A 16,354-nucleotide genomic window follows, 5' to 3' on the forward strand; every position below is an offset into this window, starting at 1 on the left:
GGCCGAGGCGCGGAACACTCCACTCCCCCACCGGGACATCAGCCGACCGTGACGACCCGCGCCCACGCGGGTGGCGCGTCCGGCACGTAGTCGGGATCGTCCTCGCCCGATCGCCCCGGCCTCGGGAACAAGCCCACGACGGTCCGGCACGGCGGACGGGCGTCGGGCCAGGGCGTCTGCCCGTCGGTCAGGGCGACGATCACGTCGGGCCGGGAACCGCCGCGCAGCGCCTTGGCGAACCCGCTGCGCAGGTCCGTACCGCCGCCGCCCACCAGCGGGATCCCCTCGGCACGGCACAGCGGGTGCGTGACGTGGGCGGCGGCGTCGCACGAGATCACCGAGACGAGGTCACGTCGGCCGCCCACCGCGCGGGCGATCGCGGCGATCTCGACGATCGCGCTGCCCAACTCGTCGTCGCTCACCGACCCCGAGGTGTCCACGATGACGCACACCCGAGGCGGCCGGCGCCGCAGGCTCGGCAGGATCACCCCGGGCAGGCCGGCCGACCGGCGCGAGGGCCGGCCGTAGGTGTAGTCCTCGCCCACACCGGGGCCGGACACCGCCGAGCGGACCGCCGCGCCCAGGAGCTCGCGCCACGGCTGCGGCGGGTGGAACGCCTCCCGCGCCCACCGCTGCCAGCCCTTCGGCGCGGTGCCCGGGTGGGCGTTGAGGCCCTGCGCCACCCGGAACCGGACGGCGTCCCGTTCCTCCGCGGTGAGCCCGTGGGCGCCGTCCGGCCCCAGGTCCCAGTCGCGTTCCAGCCCGTCGGCGCCGCTGCCGCAGTCCAGCCAGGCGAACCCGTCGGTGTGCGGTCCGAGCCGGAACTGGCGGAGGTAGTCCTCCATCAGCTCCCCCTCGGGCAGCCTGAGCAGAGCCGGCCGGACGGCGCCCGCGGGTTCGGCCAACCCGTCGCCGAACACGTCGTCGTTGATCTCGCAGTCCGCGGCGATGTTCATCCGCAGCCGCTCGCCCGGCCCGCTCAGCCCGTGCTTCGCCGCGAACCGGTCGCCGCGGCCGTGGTGGTCGCGCAGCAGGTGGGAGACCTCGTGCACCCACACGCCGGCCAGCTCCTCCAACGGGGTGCGATCCACGAACGCCGCCGAGACGTAGCAGCGCCAGTGCCGGTCGACCGCCATCGTCGGCACCCGCCGCGACTCCACGGCGTGCAACGCGAACAACGCCGTCGCCAGGTACGGCCGGCTCCGGACCGCGTGCAACCGGGCGGCGAAGAGCTTCTCCTCGTCCAAGCTCCCCGGCGTCATCGCCGGGCGCCCGCGCCGACCGCCGCACGGTCCGCCCGCCGTGACAGCGACACCGCACCGGCCAGCCGCTCGATCGCCGCCGGCACCTGCCAGTCGTCACGGCGCAGCGCGGCCAGCGTGGCCGCCGGCACGACCACCAGGTCCGGCGCCCCGGTCTCCAGCGCCAGGACCAGCAGTGACCACGCCGCGTCCCAGCGGGACTCGTCCGGCCGCCTGCGCACCGCCTCCACCACGCCGTCGAGCACCGTCTGGCGCAGGTCGCCGCGCTCGGGCAGGACGGCCGCCGCCGGGTCCGCGAGCAACGTCTCGGGGTCCGGCAGGTCCATCCGGTCCAGGCTCGCCAGCAGCTCCAGGCCCGGCCCGTCACCCACCGTGCCCCGCACCAGCATCGACAGCACGTCACGGGAGGCGCCCGCCGCGGTGGCGAACGCGATCAGCCGCAACGCCATGTCCCAACTGCGCGGTGACGGCCACGGACCGCCGCGACCAGCTTCGTTCTTCGGCAACTGGTGCACGAGCCCGGGACGGGCGGCCAGGAGTTCGCACACCGCCCGACGGGCGAACGCGACGGCGTCGGGCAGCCGCGCCGAGTCCAGCCGCGGCAGCTCCGCCCTCGGCCACGTCCCGCCCAGCCCGCGCACCACGACGTCGTGGTCGTGGGCCCACCGCAGGTGGACGAACCGGTTGGCCAGCGGTGGGCTCAGCTCCCAGCAATCGGCCGCGGAGGAACGCGGGTTCGCGGCGGCCACGATCCGGACACCGGGCGGCAGTCGCAGCGCGCCGATCCGGCGTTCGAGCACGACGCGCAGCAAAGCCGCCTGGACGGCGGGCGGCGCGGTGGACAGCTCGTCGAGGAACAGCAGCCCGTGACCGGCCCGGACCAGGCGCACGGCCCAGTCGGGCGGCGCCATCGGCACGCCCTGCACCGCGGGATCGTCACCGACCACCGGCAGGCCGGCGAAGTCGGACGGCTCGTGCACGCTGGCGATCACCGTCGTCAGCGGCAGTTCGAGGGCGTCGGCGAGCTGGTTCAGGGCCGCGGTCTTGCCGATGCCCGGCTCGCCCCACAGCAGGACGGGCAGATCGGCGGACACGGCCAGCGTCAACGCCTCCAGCTGGGTGTCGGCGCGCGGTTCGGTGGTCGTGTCCCGCAGCAGGGCGAGCAGGGCAGCGGCGGTGTCCAGCGGTCGGACGTGGGCCGTTCCGGAGAAAGTGTCCAGGGCAGCAGGCATGGGCGATCACCTTTGGTCTGGTCGAGGCCGTGCGACGGCCAGGGAGGACGAGCGGAGTACAAGAGGTCAGCGGGCAATCGCGTGGCGCGGGTGGGACCGGACGTCACGGCGGCGGGTGTCCCGGGAGGCAGGCCCCGGACCGGAGCCGGCGAGGCCCGCCCGGAACAGCCCGTGGGCCACCCGGCGACGCACCGCCTCCTCCAACTCGTCGCGCAACGCGCCGCTGCGCAGCAGGACGTCCGGTCCGAGCAGCTCTTCGACGGCGGCGAGGGCGCCCGCGGTGTCGCCGTGGTCCAGCAGGGCGCGAACGTCCACAAGGGACTCCGGCTGCCGGTGTGCCACGTCGATCACCCGCAGGCACGGCAACGCGGTGCCGCCCAACGCGACCAGCAGCTCCTCGCGGCGGATCTCGTCGGGGTCGTGGTCCAAGGGGACGAGCACCCCGTCCACCACGCCGATCCGGTGCGTGGCGCCACGGCACTCGACGAGACGCGCATGGTTGGTGTCCGGACCCCGTGAGGTGCCGGCGGGCCGGTGGTCGGGTACGAGTGCCGACGCGACGAGCGGGTGCAGCCGGTCGGCGTCGATCATCCCCGCGCGGAGCAGCTCCAGGTCGGGGAGCACGCGGATCGCGGCGTCGGGCAGGACGGGCCGCTCCCGTCCGCCACCTCGCGGAGGAGCCGCCGTGAGCGTGCCCGTGCCCACGTCCAGCACCAGCCGCCGCCGGGTGCCGAGCCGCACGGTGACGACGCCGTCCGCGCATCCGTCCGCGCGCAGCAGCAACGCCGCCTCCGCCGCCCACCGGTCCACGGCGAAGCCGCTCAGCTGCTCCCGGGCGGGTTCGCCGCCCCCGGACCGCTCCCCCAGCTCACCGGCCCTGCGCACGTCCCACAGGTGGCGGTGCAGGTCGAGGCGGAACCGCCGGTCGGGCCGGGGATGGGGGTGCAGGCCGGCACCGTCCCCCGGCCGGGCGGGCTCCCACAGCGCGAGGCCGATCCGCTGACCGGCAGCCGCCCACGCCGGCGGCGTGCGCGCCACGAGGTGCACCGGGCCGCCGCTGTCGGCCGTGGGTGGGTACCGGGCCAGGGAGACGGTGAGTCCGGGCCGCACCAGGCCGTCCGGAGCGATCCTCGGGAAGTGCCAGCGCAGCAGGTCGGGAGCGAGGTGACGGAGGTCGGCGCGGACCTGTGCGGCGAACTGCCTGCCGTGGGTGCGACCCAGGGCGCGCAGGTTCAGGTCCACGTCGACGCGGGCGGCGGCACAGGCCCCGGCCCAGTCGCCCACCGTCCGGCGGGCGGTCGCTGACTCGATCATGGACGTCGGCACGGCGAACTCGCGCACGTGCGACCAGACAAGGAGGCGGACGTTCTCGTTCGCGGTCAAGGGGCGCATCAGCACTCACCTTGTGCGAACGGAACCCCCGATCTGCTCAAGAAGGTGATCATCACGGCCAGCGTACCAGGATCGTCGGCGGTCGGGTTGAGCCCGCGGGAAGTGGGTGACAGGCTCGTGCTCGTGATCGACGACTTCGCGAAGGAGTACCTGCTCGGCGACCTGCGGGAAATCCGCGAGACGGTGCTCTGGAAGCTCGACGGGCTCGGCGAGTACGACGTCCGCCGTCCCCTGACCTCGACGGGGACCAACCTGCTCGGCCTGGTCAAGCACCTGTCGCTGTCGGAGTCCCGGTACTTCGGCGAGGTCTTCGGCCGACCGTTCCCCGAACCCCTGCCCCGCTGGGACGACATCGGCCGACGCGGCACCGACATGTGGGCGAGCGAGCACGAGACGCGTGAGGAGATCGTCGCCCGCTACCGGCGCGTCTGGGCGCACTCGGACACGACGATCACCGCGCTCGCCATCGACGCACCGGGCCACGTGCCCTGGTAGCCACGTCCCGACGTGATGCTGTTCAACGTCCTGGTCCACGTGCTCACCGAAACCAGCCGGCACGCCGGGCACGCCGACATCCTGCGCGAACAGTTCGACGGCGCGACCGGGACGGTGGTCGGGCAGCCGAACGCGCGGCACGACGCGGCCTTCCGGGAAGCCCGGCGCGCGGAGGTCGAGCGAGCCGCGAGGGCTGCCGCCGAACGGCGCTGAACACCACGCCGTTGGCGCTGGTACTGGACTTCAGCGGTCGTATCGCCGCTGGACTGCGTGCCAGCCCGCGATGACGGCGGGGCCACGCGGTGCGCCGCCCGGTGGTCGGCGGACGTCGAGGGGCCGGTGCTCACGGGCTGGTGGTCGGTGGGCGTCGAAGGGCAGCGCCAGGTGCAGGTGTCGGCGTCGAGGACGTGCCCGGTGTCAGCGGCGGTGTCAGGGTGGTGACCGTTCGGTGTCAGGGCAGGCGGTGATGGTTGTCGCCATGAGCAACTCAACGAGGTTCCACGGGTCGCGATCGGCTCGTCGAGTGGGGGTCGCGGCGCTCGCGGTGGCGCTGGTGACCGGGGTGACGGCAGCCGGTGGCGCGGTGCCGGAGGCGTCGGCCGGGCCGGACCGCCCGGAGCTGCGGCAGGCCGTCCAGTCCTTCGTCGACGCCGGTTTCGCCGGGGTGCAGCTGCGCGTGCACGACGAGCGGGGCGACTGGGTCACCAGCGCCGGGGTGCGTGAGCTGGGCGGGACGGCGAAGCCGCCGACGAACGGGCGGTTCCGGATCGGCAGTGCCACCAAGACGTTCACGGCGACCCTGCTGCTGCAACTGGTGGCCGAGGGCCGGGTCGGGTTGGACGCCCCGGTGGCCGACCGCCTGCCGCGGTTCGGGCTGGACCGGCGGATCACGGCGCGGATGTTGTTGCAGCACACCAGCGGGGTGTTCAACTTCACCGGCGAGTACTACCCCGACGGGACCGTCGTGCCGGGCATCCCCTGGCAGGGCAAGGAGTGGGTGGACCTGCGGTTCCACACCTACCAGCCGGACGAGCTGGTGCGGTTGGCGCTGGCCAGGCCGGCGCGGTTCGAGCCGGGAACGGACTGGAGCTACTCCAACACGAACTACGTGCTGGCCAGGCTGCTGATCGAGGAGGTCGCGGGCCGTTCCTACGCCGAGGAGATGAAGCGTCGGATCCTGCGGCCCCTCGGGCTGCGGGGCACCGTGGTGCCGGGCGCCTCGCCGGAGATCCCCGGCCCGCACGCCCACGGCTACCACCGGTACGAGGACGGCGGCCAGTGGCAGACGGTCGACGTCACCCGCCAGAACCCCACCTGGATCTCCAGCGCCGGCGACATGATCTCGACCACCGAAGACCTCCGGACGTTCTTCTCCGCGCTGCAGAGCGGAAAGCTCCTGCCCGCACCGCTCCTGGCCGAGATGCGCACGCCGCACCCCCGCAGCGAAGGCCTCTTCGGCCGCTACGGCCTCGGGCTCTACGTGCAGGACACGGGCCCGGACTGCGTCGGCACCCTCCTCAACCACAACGGCAGCGTCAACGGCTACGCGGCCCTGATGTACAGCACGCCCGACGGCAGCAGGACCCTGACCGCCTCGATCACCACCGGGGACGCCGAGAACAACCCGGCGGCGGAGTTCCCGCAGGCGTTGAACCGGCTGCTCGACGTGGTGTTCTGCCGCGGATAGACCGCCGGGCGGCTGACCCGGGTCACACCGGCGTCGGCTCGGCCACGGGGAAGGACAGCACGATCGTCAGGCCGCCGCCGGGGGTGTCCTCGGCGGTGATCGTGCCGCCCATCGCGTCGGTGAACCCCTTGGCCACGCTCAGACCCAGGCCGACGCCGGGGATGTTGTCCCGGTCCCCCAGCCGTTGGAAGGGCGCGAAGACGGTGTCCGCGGTGTTCTTCGGCAGGCCGGGGCCGTGGTCGACGACGCGCAACTCGACCTGGTCGCCGTGGGCGCTGGCACGCAGGGCGATCTCGGGTTCGTCGGTGGTGATGCGGCCGTCGCCGTCCACGTCGACGGTGCGGCGCGGGGTGAGCCTGCCGTGGCGCAGGGCGTTGTCCACGACGTTGGCCACGACGCGTTCGAGCAGACCGACGTCGGCGGCGATGGGCGGCAGGTCTTCGGGCACGTCCACGGCGACGGTCGCGCGTTCGTCGATGCCGGCCAGCGCGCGGCCCACGGCCTCGTCGTAGCTGACCGGCCGCAGCCGTGGCGCGACCGCACCCGTGGCCAGGCGTGAGGAGTCGAGCAGGTTGTCGATCAGCCCGGTCAGCCGGTCGGCGGACAGCTCGACGGTTTCCAGCAGGTCCCCGGTGTCCTGGGCGGACAGGCGCAGGTGCGGGTCGCGCAGGCTGCCGATGGCGGCTTTGATCGAGGTCAGCGGGGTGCGCAGGTCGTGGCCGACGGCGGACAGGATCGCGGTGCGCAGTTCGGTGGTCGCCGCCCGGCGTTGAGCGTCGGCGGTCTCGGCGGCCATGCGCTGCTGCCGCAACGCCAGCAGGGCCTGCCCGGCGGCGGCCTCCAACGCCCGCTGGTCGCCGGCGGGGAGCGTGCGGCCGCGCAGCGCGAGGTGGACGTCCGCGGTCACGGGCACGTCGATGTCGGCGTCGTCGGGCTCGTCGCACGGTCGGGGGCCGACGCAGGCGACGCGCTCCCACTCGCCGTCGTGGCGCTCCAGCAGCGCCACCGACTCCAGGCCGAAGTTCTCCCGCACCTTCTCCAGCAGCCGTGCCAGCGGGTGCGGGCTGGTCAGGACGGTGCGCGCGTAGGAGGCGAGCAGCGCGGCCTCGGTGCGGGCCCGCGCGCCCTGCTCCGACAGCCTGGCCGCCCGGTCCACGACCAGGGCCACCAGCACCGCGACGGCCAGCATCGCGATCAGCGTGATCAGGTTCTCCGGGGTCGCCACGGCCGCGCTGTAGTACGGCTCGGTGAAGAAGTAGTTCAGCAGCCCCGCGCCCAGCAGGGCGGCGCCCACCGCCGGGCCGAGCCCGCCGACCAGCGCCACCACCACGGTGGCCAGGAAGAACCCGATGAGGTCGGTGGAGAACGACACCTCGTCCCTGGTCAGCAGGCCGAGGCCGGTGACGGCGGCGGGCAGCAGCAGCGCCAGCGCCCAGCCCAGGACCCGGCGGGACAGGGCGAGCACGCTGCGGTCGAGGCGCCAGCTCAACCCGCGGCGGGATTCCTCGTGGGTGACCATGTGCACGTCGATCGGGCCGGATGCCTGGACGACGGTGGAGCCGATGCCCTCGTCGAACACGCGGGCCAGGCGCGAGCGGCGCGAGGTGCCCAGGACGAGCTGGGTGGCGTTGACGCCGCGGGCGAACTCCAGCAGCGCGGTCGGCACGTCGTCGCCGACCACGGTGTGGAAGGTCGCGCCGACGTTCTCGGTGACCTTGCGCAGTGCCGTGACGGAGTCCGGCGGCGGCCCGGTGAGCCCGTCGCCGCGCAGGACGTGGACGACGAGCAGTTCGGCGGCGGCCCGGACGGCGATGCGCCGGGCCCGGCGGATGAGCGTTTCGCTCTCCGGGCCGCCGGTGATGGCCACGACGACGCGTTCGCGGGCCTCCCAGGTGTCGGTGATGCGCTGCTCGGTGCGGTACCGCTGCAGCGCCACGTCGACCTGGTCGGCCACCCACAGCAGGGCCAGCTCGCGCAACGCGGTGAGGTTGCCGACCCGGAAGTAGTTGCCCAGCGCCGCGTTGATCTTGTGGGCGGCGTAGACGTTGCCGTGGGCGAGGCGGCGGCGCAGCGCTTCGGGGGTGATGTCGACCAGTTCCACCTGGTCGGCCCGCCGCACCACCTCGTCGGGCACCGTTTCGCGCTGTTCGACGCCGGTGATGCGCCGGACCACGTCGTTGAGCGACTCCAGGTGCTGGACGTTGACCGTGGACAGCACGTCGATGCCCGCTTCCAGCAGCTGTTCGACGTCCTGCCAGCGCTTGGCGTTGCGGGAGCCGGGCGCGTTGGTGTGCGCCAGCTCGTCCACCACCGCCACCTCCGGGGCACGGGCCAGCACGGCGTCGACGTCCATCTCGCTGACGGTCGCACCCCGGTAGTGGCTCTCGTGGCGCGGGACGACCTCCAGCCCGTCCACCAGGGCGGCGGTCTTGTCCCGGCCGTGGGTCTCCACGAGCCCGATCACCACGTCGGTGCCGCGTTCACGGCGGCGGTGGGCTTCGCCGAGCACGGCGAAGGTCTTGCCGACGCCGGGCGCGGCGCCGAGGTAGATCCGCAGCTCTCCGCGTTTGCGCTTGCCTTCCACGGCCTCAGTGTGCGCTGTCGCCGAGGTCCCCGATGGCGTCAGGTGCCGTCCGTTCATCCCTCGGTGTCGATCGCCCGGTTGAGCGCGGTGACGTTGACGTCGGGCGCCCCGGACCAGCGGCCCTCCGCGTGCTCGGCGACCAGCTCCCGCACCCGGTCCTCGCCCAGCCCGTTCGCCCTGGCCACGCGCGGGACCTGGAGGTCGGCGTACGCGGTGCTGATCAGCGGGTCCAGGCCGGAGGCCGAGGCGGTGACGGCGTCCTGCGGCACGCGGTCCTCGGTCACACCTTCACGCCGCGCGACCTCGGTGCGACGCTCGGCGACGACGGCGTCGTAGTCGGTGTTGCGCTCGCCCTTGTTGGAGCCGCCCGAGGCGGGCAGCGTGGCGGCCGAGGGACGGGGCACGAACCACCGGTCGCCCTCGCGCGGCACGGCCACGAGCGTGGTGTCGACGGCCTCGGCGTTGGCGTGCAGTCCGGGCAGCCGGGACACGCCCCACACCGCGGCGGGGTAGAGCACGCCGGTGATGGCGGTGAGCACGAGCAGGACCCGAAGTCCCGCAAGCGTTTGTCTGACGAGCGCGTTCACGAGCGGTCACCCGATTCCGGGGATGAGTCGGACGAGGAGGTCGATCAGCCAGATCCCGGCGAACGGCGTGACGACGCCGCCCAGGCCGTAGACCAGCAGGTTGCGCCGCAGCAGCGCGGACGCGCCGGAGGGCCGGTAGCGGACGCCGCGCAGGGCCAGCGGGATCAGCACCACGATGATCAGCGCGTTGAAGATCACCGCCGACAGGATCGCCGACTGCGGCGAGCCCAGGCGCATGACGTCGAGCCGGTCCAGCTGCGGGTGGATGGCGGCGAACATCGCGGGGAGGATCGCGAAGTACTTCGCCAGGTCGTTGGCCACGCTGAACGTGGTCAGCGCGCCGCGGGTGATCAGCAACTGCTTGCCGATCGCCACGATCTCGATCAGCTTGGTGGGGTCGGAGTCCAGGTCGACCATGTTCCCGGCCTCCTTGGCGGCCGAGGTCCCGGTGTTCATGGCCACGCCCACGTCGGCCTGGGCCAGGGCGGGCGCGTCGTTGGTGCCGTCGCCGGTCATCGCGACCAGCTTCCCGCCCTCCTGCTCACGGCGGATCAACGCCATCTTGTCCTCGGGCCTGGCCTCGGCGAGGAAGTCGTCCACCCCCGCCTCCGCCGCGATCGCCTTCGCGGTGAGGGGGTTGTCGCCGGTCACCATGACCGTGCGGATGCCCATCGCGCGCAGCTCGGCGAACCGCTCCCGCATCCCCGGCTTGACCACGTCGGACAGCCGGATCACGCCCAGGACCACGTCGTCCTCGGCCACGACCAGCGGCGTGCCGCCGGCCGCGCTGATCCCGTCCACCACGGTCCTGGTCGACTCGTCCAGGGTGAACGCGCTCGCCGCGCCCTTGCGGACGCGCCGGCCGTCGAGGTCGACGCCGCTGACCCGGGTCTGCGCGGTGAACGGCACGAACTCGCCGCTCTTCTCGTGCTCGTCGGCCACGGCGGAGCGGCCGTGCTCGGCGGCGCACAACTCGACCACGCTGCGCCCCTCGGGCGTGCCGTCGGCCAACGACGACAGCCGGGCGGCGTCCACCAGCGCGTCCAGCGGCGTGCCGGCGACCGGGATCAGTTCGGTGGCGCGCCGGTTGCCCCAGGTGATGGTGCCGGTCTTGTCCAGCAGCAGCGTGTCGACGTCGCCGGCGGCCTCCACGGCCTTGCCTGAGGTGGCCAGCACGTTGCGCTGCACGAGCCGGTCCATGCCCGCGATGCCGATCGCGGACAGCAGCGCGCCGATCGTCGTCGGGATCAGGCACACCAGCAACGCGGTCAGCACGATCACCGACTGCTCGCCGCCGGAGTACACCGCGAACGGCTGCAGCGCCACGACCGCGAGCAGGAAGACGATCGTCAACGTCGACAGCAGGATCGTCAGCGCGACCTCGTTCGGCGTCTTCCGCCGCCGCGCGCCTTCGACCAGCGCGATCATCCGGTCCACGAACGTCTCGCCCGGCTTCGCGGTGACGCGCACGACGATCCGGTCCGACAGCACGGTCGTGCCGCCGGTGACGGCGGACCGGTCGCCGCCCGACTCGCGGATCACCGGCGCGGACTCGCCGGTGATCGCGGACTCGTCCACGGTGGCGATGCCCTCGACCACGTCGCCGTCGCCGGGGATCACCTCACCCGCCTCGACCACGACCAGGTCGCCGACCACCAGCTCGACGCCGGGCACGGTGCGGCCGTCGGTCAGCCGGGCGACCGCGTCGGTCTTCGTCTTGCGCAGCGACTCGGCCTGGGCCTTGCCCCGCCCCTCGGCGACGGCTTCGGCCAGGTTCGCGAACAGCACGGTCGCCCACAGCCACGCGGCGACGGTCACCGTGAACACGCCCGGGTCGCCGATCGCGAACACCGTGACGAGCGCGGAGCCGGCCCAGACCACGAACATGACGGGGTTGCGGGCCTGGTGGCGCGGGTCGAGCTTGCGCAGCGCGTCCGGCAACGAGGTCAGCAGCTGCCGGGGGCTGAAGACGCCCGCCGCGCCCCCGTGGCGCGGGTCGTGGGCGTGGCGTTCGCGGATCTCCTCGGGAGTGCGCCGCGGACGGTCGGTGATGGTCACTGCAAGGCCTCCGCGATGGGACCGAGGGCGAGAGCGGGCACGAAGGTCAGCGCGGCCACCAGCACGATCGAGCCGGTCAGCAGCGTGCCGAACAGCGGTCCGGTGGTGGGCAGCGTGCCCGCGGTGACGGGCGCCTTCTGCTGCGCGGCCAGGGAGCCGGCCAGCGCGAGCACGGCGATGACGGGCACGAACCGCCCCAACGCCATGCACACGCCCAACGACGCCTGGAACCAGTCGCCGGTGGCCGTGAGGCCCGCGAACGCGCTGCCGTTGTTGTTCGACGCCGAGGCGTAGGCGTAGAGGATCTCGGACAGGCCGTGCGCGCCGGGGTTGTTCAGCGCGCCCCGCGTGGACGGCAGCACCGCCGCCACGCCCGCGCCGAGCAGCAGCACGGTCGGCATGGCCAGGATCGACACCGCCGCCGCGGTCACCTCGCGTCGCCCCAGCTTCTTGCCCAGGTACTCCGGCGTGCGGCCGACCATCAGCCCCGCCAGGAACACCGCGATCACGGCCATCACCAGGATGCTGTAGAGGCCGGTGCCGACACCGCCGGGCGTCATCTCGCCGAACAGCATGTTCAGCAACGCTCCCCCGCCGCCCAGGCCGGTGAAGCTGTCGTGCGCCGAGTTCACCGCACCGGTGGACGTGGCCGTGGTCGAGTTGGCGAACAGCGCGCTGCCGGGGACGCCGAACCGCAACTCCTTGCCCTCCAGCGGACGCAGCCCGTGCGCCTCGGCGGCCCAGATCACGGTCAGCACCGCGCTCCACAGCACGCCCATCACGCCCAGCAGCACGTAACCCTGCCTGCGGTCACCGACGAGCGTGCCGAAGGTCCGGGTGAGCGACACGGGGATCACCAGGAGGAGGAAGACCTCGATCAGGTTGGACCAGGCGTTCGGGTTCTCGAACGGGTGGGCGGAGTTGGCGTTGAGCACCCCGCCGCCGTTGGTGCCCAACTCCTTGATCGCCTCCTGGCTCGCCACCGGCGCGAGGGCCACGGTCCGCCCGTCGACGTCCACACCGGACTTCAGGCTCATCACCACGCCGGTGGCCACCAGCACGATCGCGAAGAGGAACGCCACGGGCAGCAGGATCCGCAGCACCCCGCGCGTCAGGTCCACCCAGAAGTTGCCCAGCCGGTCCGTCCGGTGCCGCGTGAACCCGCGCACCAGCGCGACCGCGACGGCCATGCCGACGGCCGCGGACACGAAGTTCTGCACCGTCAGGCCGATCAGCTGCACGCTGTGCCCCATGACGGTCTCGGGCACGTAGGACTGCCAGTTGGTGTTGGTCACGAAGCTGACCGCCGTGTTGAACGCCACCGCCGGCGGCACGTTCCCCCGGCCGAAGTCCCACGGCAGCAACGACTGCGCCCGCTGCACCACGTAGAGCAGCACCACGCCGACGAACGAGAACCCGAGCACGCCCAGCGCGTAGGCGCTCCAGCGCTGCTCCGAGTCCGGGTCCACCCCGGCCACCCGGTAGACCGCCCGTTCGACCCCGGTGTGCTCGGCGCTGGTGTACACGCGAGCCATGTAGTCCCCGAAGGGCCGGTGCACGACGGCCAGCGCGACGAGGAGCACGCCGACCTGGAGCAGGCCGGCTCCGGTCGAGGACATCAGAACCTCTCCGGGTGCACCAACGCGACGAACAGGTACCCGAGCAGCAGCAGGGCCACCACACCGCCGACCACGTTCGCCACCACGCCCGTGCCGCTCACCACCGCTCCAGACCGCGCACACCGAGCGCCAACACCAGGAACACACCGATCGACAGCAGCGCATAGGCCACGTCGGCCATGAGCGTTGCCCCTCTCCGACTCCACGCGATCCACCGTCGGAACCGCATCACCGGAGAAGAGTGCATCGACCCGCGGGCGCCGCCCGACGGTCTGACGCGTCCTTGACGCCCTCGATCAGGTCTTTGACGCGTTGTTGACGGGCCGGCCGCCGTCCTCGGTGTCGAGCCCGCGGCGGACGGCTCCCGGCGCCGGCGCGGGACGGTCGTGGACCTTGGCCGAGGAGGCGAGCTGCCAGGGCACGCTGGTGACCATGACGCCGGGCTGGAACAGGAGCCTGCCCTTGAGCCGCAACGCGCTCTGGTTGTGCAGGAGCTGTTCCCACCAGTGCCCGACGACGTACTCGGGGAGGAACACGGTGACGACGTCGCGCGGGTTGTCGGTGCGGATCCGCTTGACGTAGTCCAGCACCGGTTTGGTGATCTCGCGGTACGGCGACTCGATGACCTTCAGCGGGATGGAGAAGTTCTGCTCGTGCCACTTCGCGACGAGTTCCCGGGTGTCCCGGTCGTCGACGTTGACGGTGACGGCTTCGAGCCGGTCCGGCCGCACCGCCTTGGCGTACGCCAACGCCCGCTTGGTGGGACGGTGCAGTTTGGACACCAGCACGATCGCGTGGTTGTGGGACGGCAGCCTCACCGGCGGGTCGTCGTCGTCCTCCTGGAGTTCGTCGCTCACCCGTTGGTAGTGGCGGCGGATCGCGCTCATCAACGCGTAGATGGCCGCCATGGCCGCCAGCGAGATCCACGCTCCCTGGGTGAACTTCGTGATCAGGATGACGGCCAGCACCAGCGCGGTCATGGTGAAGCCGAACGCGTTGACCGCCTGCGAACGGCGCATCCGCCGCCGTGCCGCGGGATCGTCCTCGGTGCGCAGCAACCGGGCCCAGTGCCGGATCATGCCGCTCTGGCTGATCACGAAGGACATGAAGACGCCGACGATGTAGAGCTGGATCAGCCGCGTGACCTCGGCGTCGAACGCGATGACCAGCACGATCGCGAACCCGGCGAGGAACACGATGCCGTTGGAGAACACCAGCCGGTCGCCGCGGGTGTGCAGCTGGCGCGGCAGGTAGCGGTCCTGGGCGAGGATCGAGCCGAGCACCGGGAAGCCGTTGAACGCCGTGTTCGCGGCCAGCACCAGGATCAGGCCGGTGAAGAAGATGACGTACCAGGTGGCCGGCGGGAACCCGGCGAACACGGCGTTGGCGAGCTGGGCGACCAGGGTCTTCTGCTCGTAGCCCGCGGGCGCGCCGACCAGCTGGTGCGCGGGGTCCTCGGCGACCTGGGCGCCGGTGAGCCCGGCCAGCATGATCAGGCCCAGGAACATGGTGACGGCCAGCACACCCATCATCAGCAGGGTCACGGCGGCGTTGCGGCCCTTGGGTTTGCGGAACGCGGGCACGCCGTTGCTGATCGCCTCCACCCCCGTCAACGCCGCGCTGCCGGACGAGAACGCGCGCAGGACCAGGAACGCGAACCCGAGCCCGGCCAACCCGCCGTGCTCCTCCACCAGCTCGAAGTCGGCGCTCTCCGCCCGCACGTCACCGCCCAGCACGTACACGCGGACCAACGCCCACACGATCATGGCGAGGATGCCGACGACGAACGCGTAGGTGGGGATGGCGAACGCGGTGCCCGACTCCCGCACACCCCGCAGGTTCATCGCGGTGAGCACCACGATCGCGCCGACGGCGAACTCGACCTTGTGCGACGCCACGAACGGCACCGCCGAGCCGATGTTCGCCGCGGCGGACGCGATCGACACCGCCACCGTCAGCACGTAGTCGACCAGCAGGGCGCTGCCAACCACCAGCCCCCACTTCGGGCCGTGGTTGACGGTGGCCACCTCGTAGTCGCCACCGCCGGACGTGTAGGTGCGCACGTTCTGCCGGTAGGACGCCACCACGGCGGCCATCACCACCGCGACCAGCACCGCGATCCACGGGCTGAACACGTACGCCGACGCCCCCGCGACCGACAGGACCAGCAGGATCTCCTCCGGCGCGTACGCCACGCTGGACATGGGGTCGGAGGCGAACACCGGCAGCGCGATCCGCTTGGGCAACAGGGTGTGCGACAGGCGGTCACTGCGGAACGGCCGCCCGACCAGGAGCCGCTTGGCGACGGAGGCGAGCTTCGGCATGGAGGCAGGGAACCTCAGGGGTCTCGGTCCGGCCTGACGCGACCAGGACCGGTCAGGATCAGGATGTCGTCGTCCGCGGCGGGTGCGCAGTCGTACCGCGGACGTCGCACCTCCGCCGGGCGGACCCTAATGAGGCCGGCGGAGCCGGTCGACCCGTGACGACGGTTCCTTACGCGATCCTGATGCCGGGGTGTCGTCGATCACTCCGGCACCCCGGGGCGCTACGAGAAGCGCTGGTCGGCGGCCCTCGACCGGGACGCGTGCAAGGACGCCAGGAGTCGCAGGCGGTCAGCGTCGGCGCTGCCCGGCTCGGCGGTGAAGACGAGCATGACCGGTCCGGGGTTGCCCGGCAGCGGGTAGGTGTCCCAGTCCAGGACGATCTCGCCCACCTCGGGCACCCGGAAGGTCTTGGTGCCGCTGACCGAGCCGCGCACGTCGTGCCGGGCCCACAGCCGGCGGAACTCGGCGCTGCGGATGCTCAGCTCGCCGACGATCGCGGTCGCGCGCGGGTGCGTGGGGTCCGTGGCGACGGCGGCGCGCATCATGCCGATGTAGTCCAGCGCCTGCCGTTCCCAGTCCGGGCAGGTCCGCTCGCCGGTCCGCGTGTCGTCGAACAGCAGCAGGAGCATGTTGAGCCGGTCGGGCGGGTAGGTGTCCGGTGAGCCGAGCAACGCCTCCGCCAGCGGGTTCCAGTCGAGCAGGTCGAGGTGCCTGCCGAGGACGACCGCCGGGGTGTCCGTCACGCGCAGCAGCCGGCGGGTGCTGTCCGGCACCCGTTCCGGGTCGCGGGTCACCCGCGCGGGCACCGGCCGGCGGGCGGCGTGGGCCAGGGTGAGCAGGTGCCGGCGTTCCTCGGCGTCGAGGCCGAGCGCGGCGGCGAGCGCGTCGAGGACGTCGTCGGACGGGCGCACCTCGCGGCCCTGCTCGATCCGCTGGTAGTAGTCGGTGCTCAGCCCGGCCAGCAGGGCCAGCTCCTCGCGGCGCAGCCCGCTGACCTTGCGGCGACCGCCCGGCTCCAGGCCCACGTCGTGCGGCCGCAGCCGGCTGCGCCGTGCGCGCAGGAAGTCACCGAGCTCACGGGCGTACGGATGACGGCTGTCCATGCCCGCCAGTG

At 72.7% G+C, this 16,354-nt stretch carries 12 protein-coding genes and 1 pseudogene; 2 read left to right on the plus strand and 11 right to left on the minus strand.

From position 1 onward, the window contains the following. Positions 1-38 precede the first annotated feature (38 nt). The 3 genes from ADK67_RS12015 to ADK67_RS12025 all read right to left on the minus strand — a co-directional run bounded on the left by ADK67_RS12015 (position 39) and on the right by ADK67_RS12025 (position 3,886). Positions 39-1,262 carry a vWA domain-containing protein gene (locus ADK67_RS12015; protein WP_053716482.1) on the minus strand — a complete coding sequence of 408 codons (1,224 nt, stop codon included), beginning with the start codon at positions 1,260-1,262 and terminating at the stop codon, positions 39-41. Continuing rightward, on the minus strand, positions 1,259-2,494 hold the full coding sequence (locus tag ADK67_RS12020; RefSeq protein WP_053716483.1) for an AAA family ATPase: 1,236 nt from the start codon (positions 2,492-2,494) through the stop codon (positions 1,259-1,261). Before ADK67_RS12020 ends, ADK67_RS12015 begins: the two co-directional genes overlap by 4 nt. A 66-nt stretch (positions 2,495-2,560) precedes the next feature. Then, the gene (locus ADK67_RS12025; RefSeq protein WP_053716585.1) at positions 2,561-3,886 is read right to left on the minus strand and encodes a hypothetical protein; all 1,326 of its coding nucleotides are present in this window, start codon (positions 3,884-3,886) and stop codon (positions 2,561-2,563) included. A gap of 123 nt (positions 3,887-4,009) precedes the next feature. Here ADK67_RS12025 and ADK67_RS12030 point away from each other — a divergent pair. Both ADK67_RS12030 and ADK67_RS12035 read left to right on the plus strand, forming a co-directional pair. Beyond that, positions 4,010-4,594, plus strand: a pseudogene (locus ADK67_RS12030) (DinB family protein). Between the two features lie 265 nt (positions 4,595-4,859). Beyond that, complete coding sequence (locus ADK67_RS12035; protein ID WP_053716484.1) at positions 4,860-6,068, plus strand: serine hydrolase domain-containing protein; 1,209 nt, start codon at positions 4,860-4,862, stop codon at positions 6,066-6,068. A gap of 22 nt (positions 6,069-6,090) precedes the next feature. On the opposite strand, the gene ADK67_RS12040 is transcribed toward ADK67_RS12035, so the two are convergent. The 8 genes from ADK67_RS12040 to ADK67_RS12070 form a co-directional block, all read right to left on the minus strand. After that, positions 6,091-8,652, minus strand: a complete 2,562-nt coding sequence (locus ADK67_RS12040) for a DUF4118 domain-containing protein (protein WP_053716485.1) — start codon at positions 8,650-8,652, stop codon at positions 6,091-6,093. Between the two features lie 53 nt (positions 8,653-8,705). Continuing rightward, positions 8,706-9,239 carry a potassium-transporting ATPase subunit C gene (locus ADK67_RS12045; protein ID WP_053716486.1) on the minus strand — a complete coding sequence of 178 codons (534 nt, stop codon included), beginning with the start codon at positions 9,237-9,239 and terminating at the stop codon, positions 8,706-8,708. Positions 9,240-9,245: 6 nt separating this feature from the next. Continuing rightward, positions 9,246-11,297, minus strand: coding sequence for a potassium-transporting ATPase subunit KdpB (gene kdpB, locus ADK67_RS12050; RefSeq protein WP_053716487.1), 2,052 nt, complete (start codon positions 11,295-11,297; stop codon positions 9,246-9,248). After that, positions 11,294-12,916, minus strand: a complete 1,623-nt coding sequence (gene kdpA / locus ADK67_RS12055; protein ID WP_053716488.1) for a potassium-transporting ATPase subunit KdpA — start codon at positions 12,914-12,916, stop codon at positions 11,294-11,296. The genes kdpB and kdpA overlap by 4 nt, the downstream gene beginning before the upstream one ends. Further along, positions 12,916-13,017, minus strand: a complete 102-nt coding sequence (kdpF, locus tag ADK67_RS12060; protein ID WP_053716489.1) for a K(+)-transporting ATPase subunit F — start codon at positions 13,015-13,017, stop codon at positions 12,916-12,918. The genes kdpA and kdpF overlap by 1 nt, the downstream gene beginning before the upstream one ends. Next, entirely contained in the window at positions 13,014-13,148 is a 135-nt protein-coding gene (locus ADK67_RS54575) for a hypothetical protein (protein ID WP_269435990.1), read from the minus strand. Before ADK67_RS54575 ends, kdpF begins: the two co-directional genes overlap by 4 nt. Before the next feature lie 64 nt (positions 13,149-13,212). Beyond that, positions 13,213-15,240 carry an APC family permease gene (locus tag ADK67_RS12065; RefSeq protein ID WP_053716490.1) on the minus strand — a complete coding sequence of 676 codons (2,028 nt, stop codon included), beginning with the start codon at positions 15,238-15,240 and terminating at the stop codon, positions 13,213-13,215. Between the two features lie 221 nt (positions 15,241-15,461). After that, positions 15,462-16,343: a helix-turn-helix domain-containing protein gene (locus tag ADK67_RS12070; RefSeq protein ID WP_053716586.1), complete on the minus strand. Its 882-nt coding sequence runs from the start codon at positions 16,341-16,343 to the stop codon at positions 15,462-15,464. Positions 16,344-16,354 lie beyond the last annotated feature (11 nt).

The organism is Saccharothrix sp. NRRL B-16348, from assembly GCF_001280085.1.
Taxonomy (GTDB): domain Bacteria; phylum Actinomycetota; class Actinomycetes; order Mycobacteriales; family Pseudonocardiaceae; genus Actinosynnema.

What these genes read in the sequence shown, in the direction of transcription:
- ADK67_RS12035 (WP_053716484.1), top strand. Translation starts at nt 4,860, where the DNA reads ATGAGCAACTCAACGAGGTTCCACGGGTCGCGATCGGCTCGTCGAGTG.
- ADK67_RS12070 (WP_053716586.1), bottom strand. Translation starts at nt 16,343, where the DNA reads ATGGACAGCCGTCATCCGTACGCCCGTGAGCTCGGTGACTTCCTGCGC.
- ADK67_RS12020 (WP_053716483.1), bottom strand. Translation starts at nt 2,494, where the DNA reads ATGCCTGCTGCCCTGGACACTTTCTCCGGAACGGCCCACGTCCGACCG.
- ADK67_RS12015 (WP_053716482.1), bottom strand. Translation starts at nt 1,262, where the DNA reads ATGACGCCGGGGAGCTTGGACGAGGAGAAGCTCTTCGCCGCCCGGTTG.
- ADK67_RS12025 (WP_053716585.1), bottom strand. Translation starts at nt 3,886, where the DNA reads ATGCGCCCCTTGACCGCGAACGAGAACGTCCGCCTCCTTGTCTGGTCG.
- ADK67_RS12065 (WP_053716490.1), bottom strand. Translation starts at nt 15,240, where the DNA reads ATGCCGAAGCTCGCCTCCGTCGCCAAGCGGCTCCTGGTCGGGCGGCCG.
- kdpA (WP_053716488.1), bottom strand. Translation starts at nt 12,916, where the DNA reads ATGTCCTCGACCGGAGCCGGCCTGCTCCAGGTCGGCGTGCTCCTCGTC.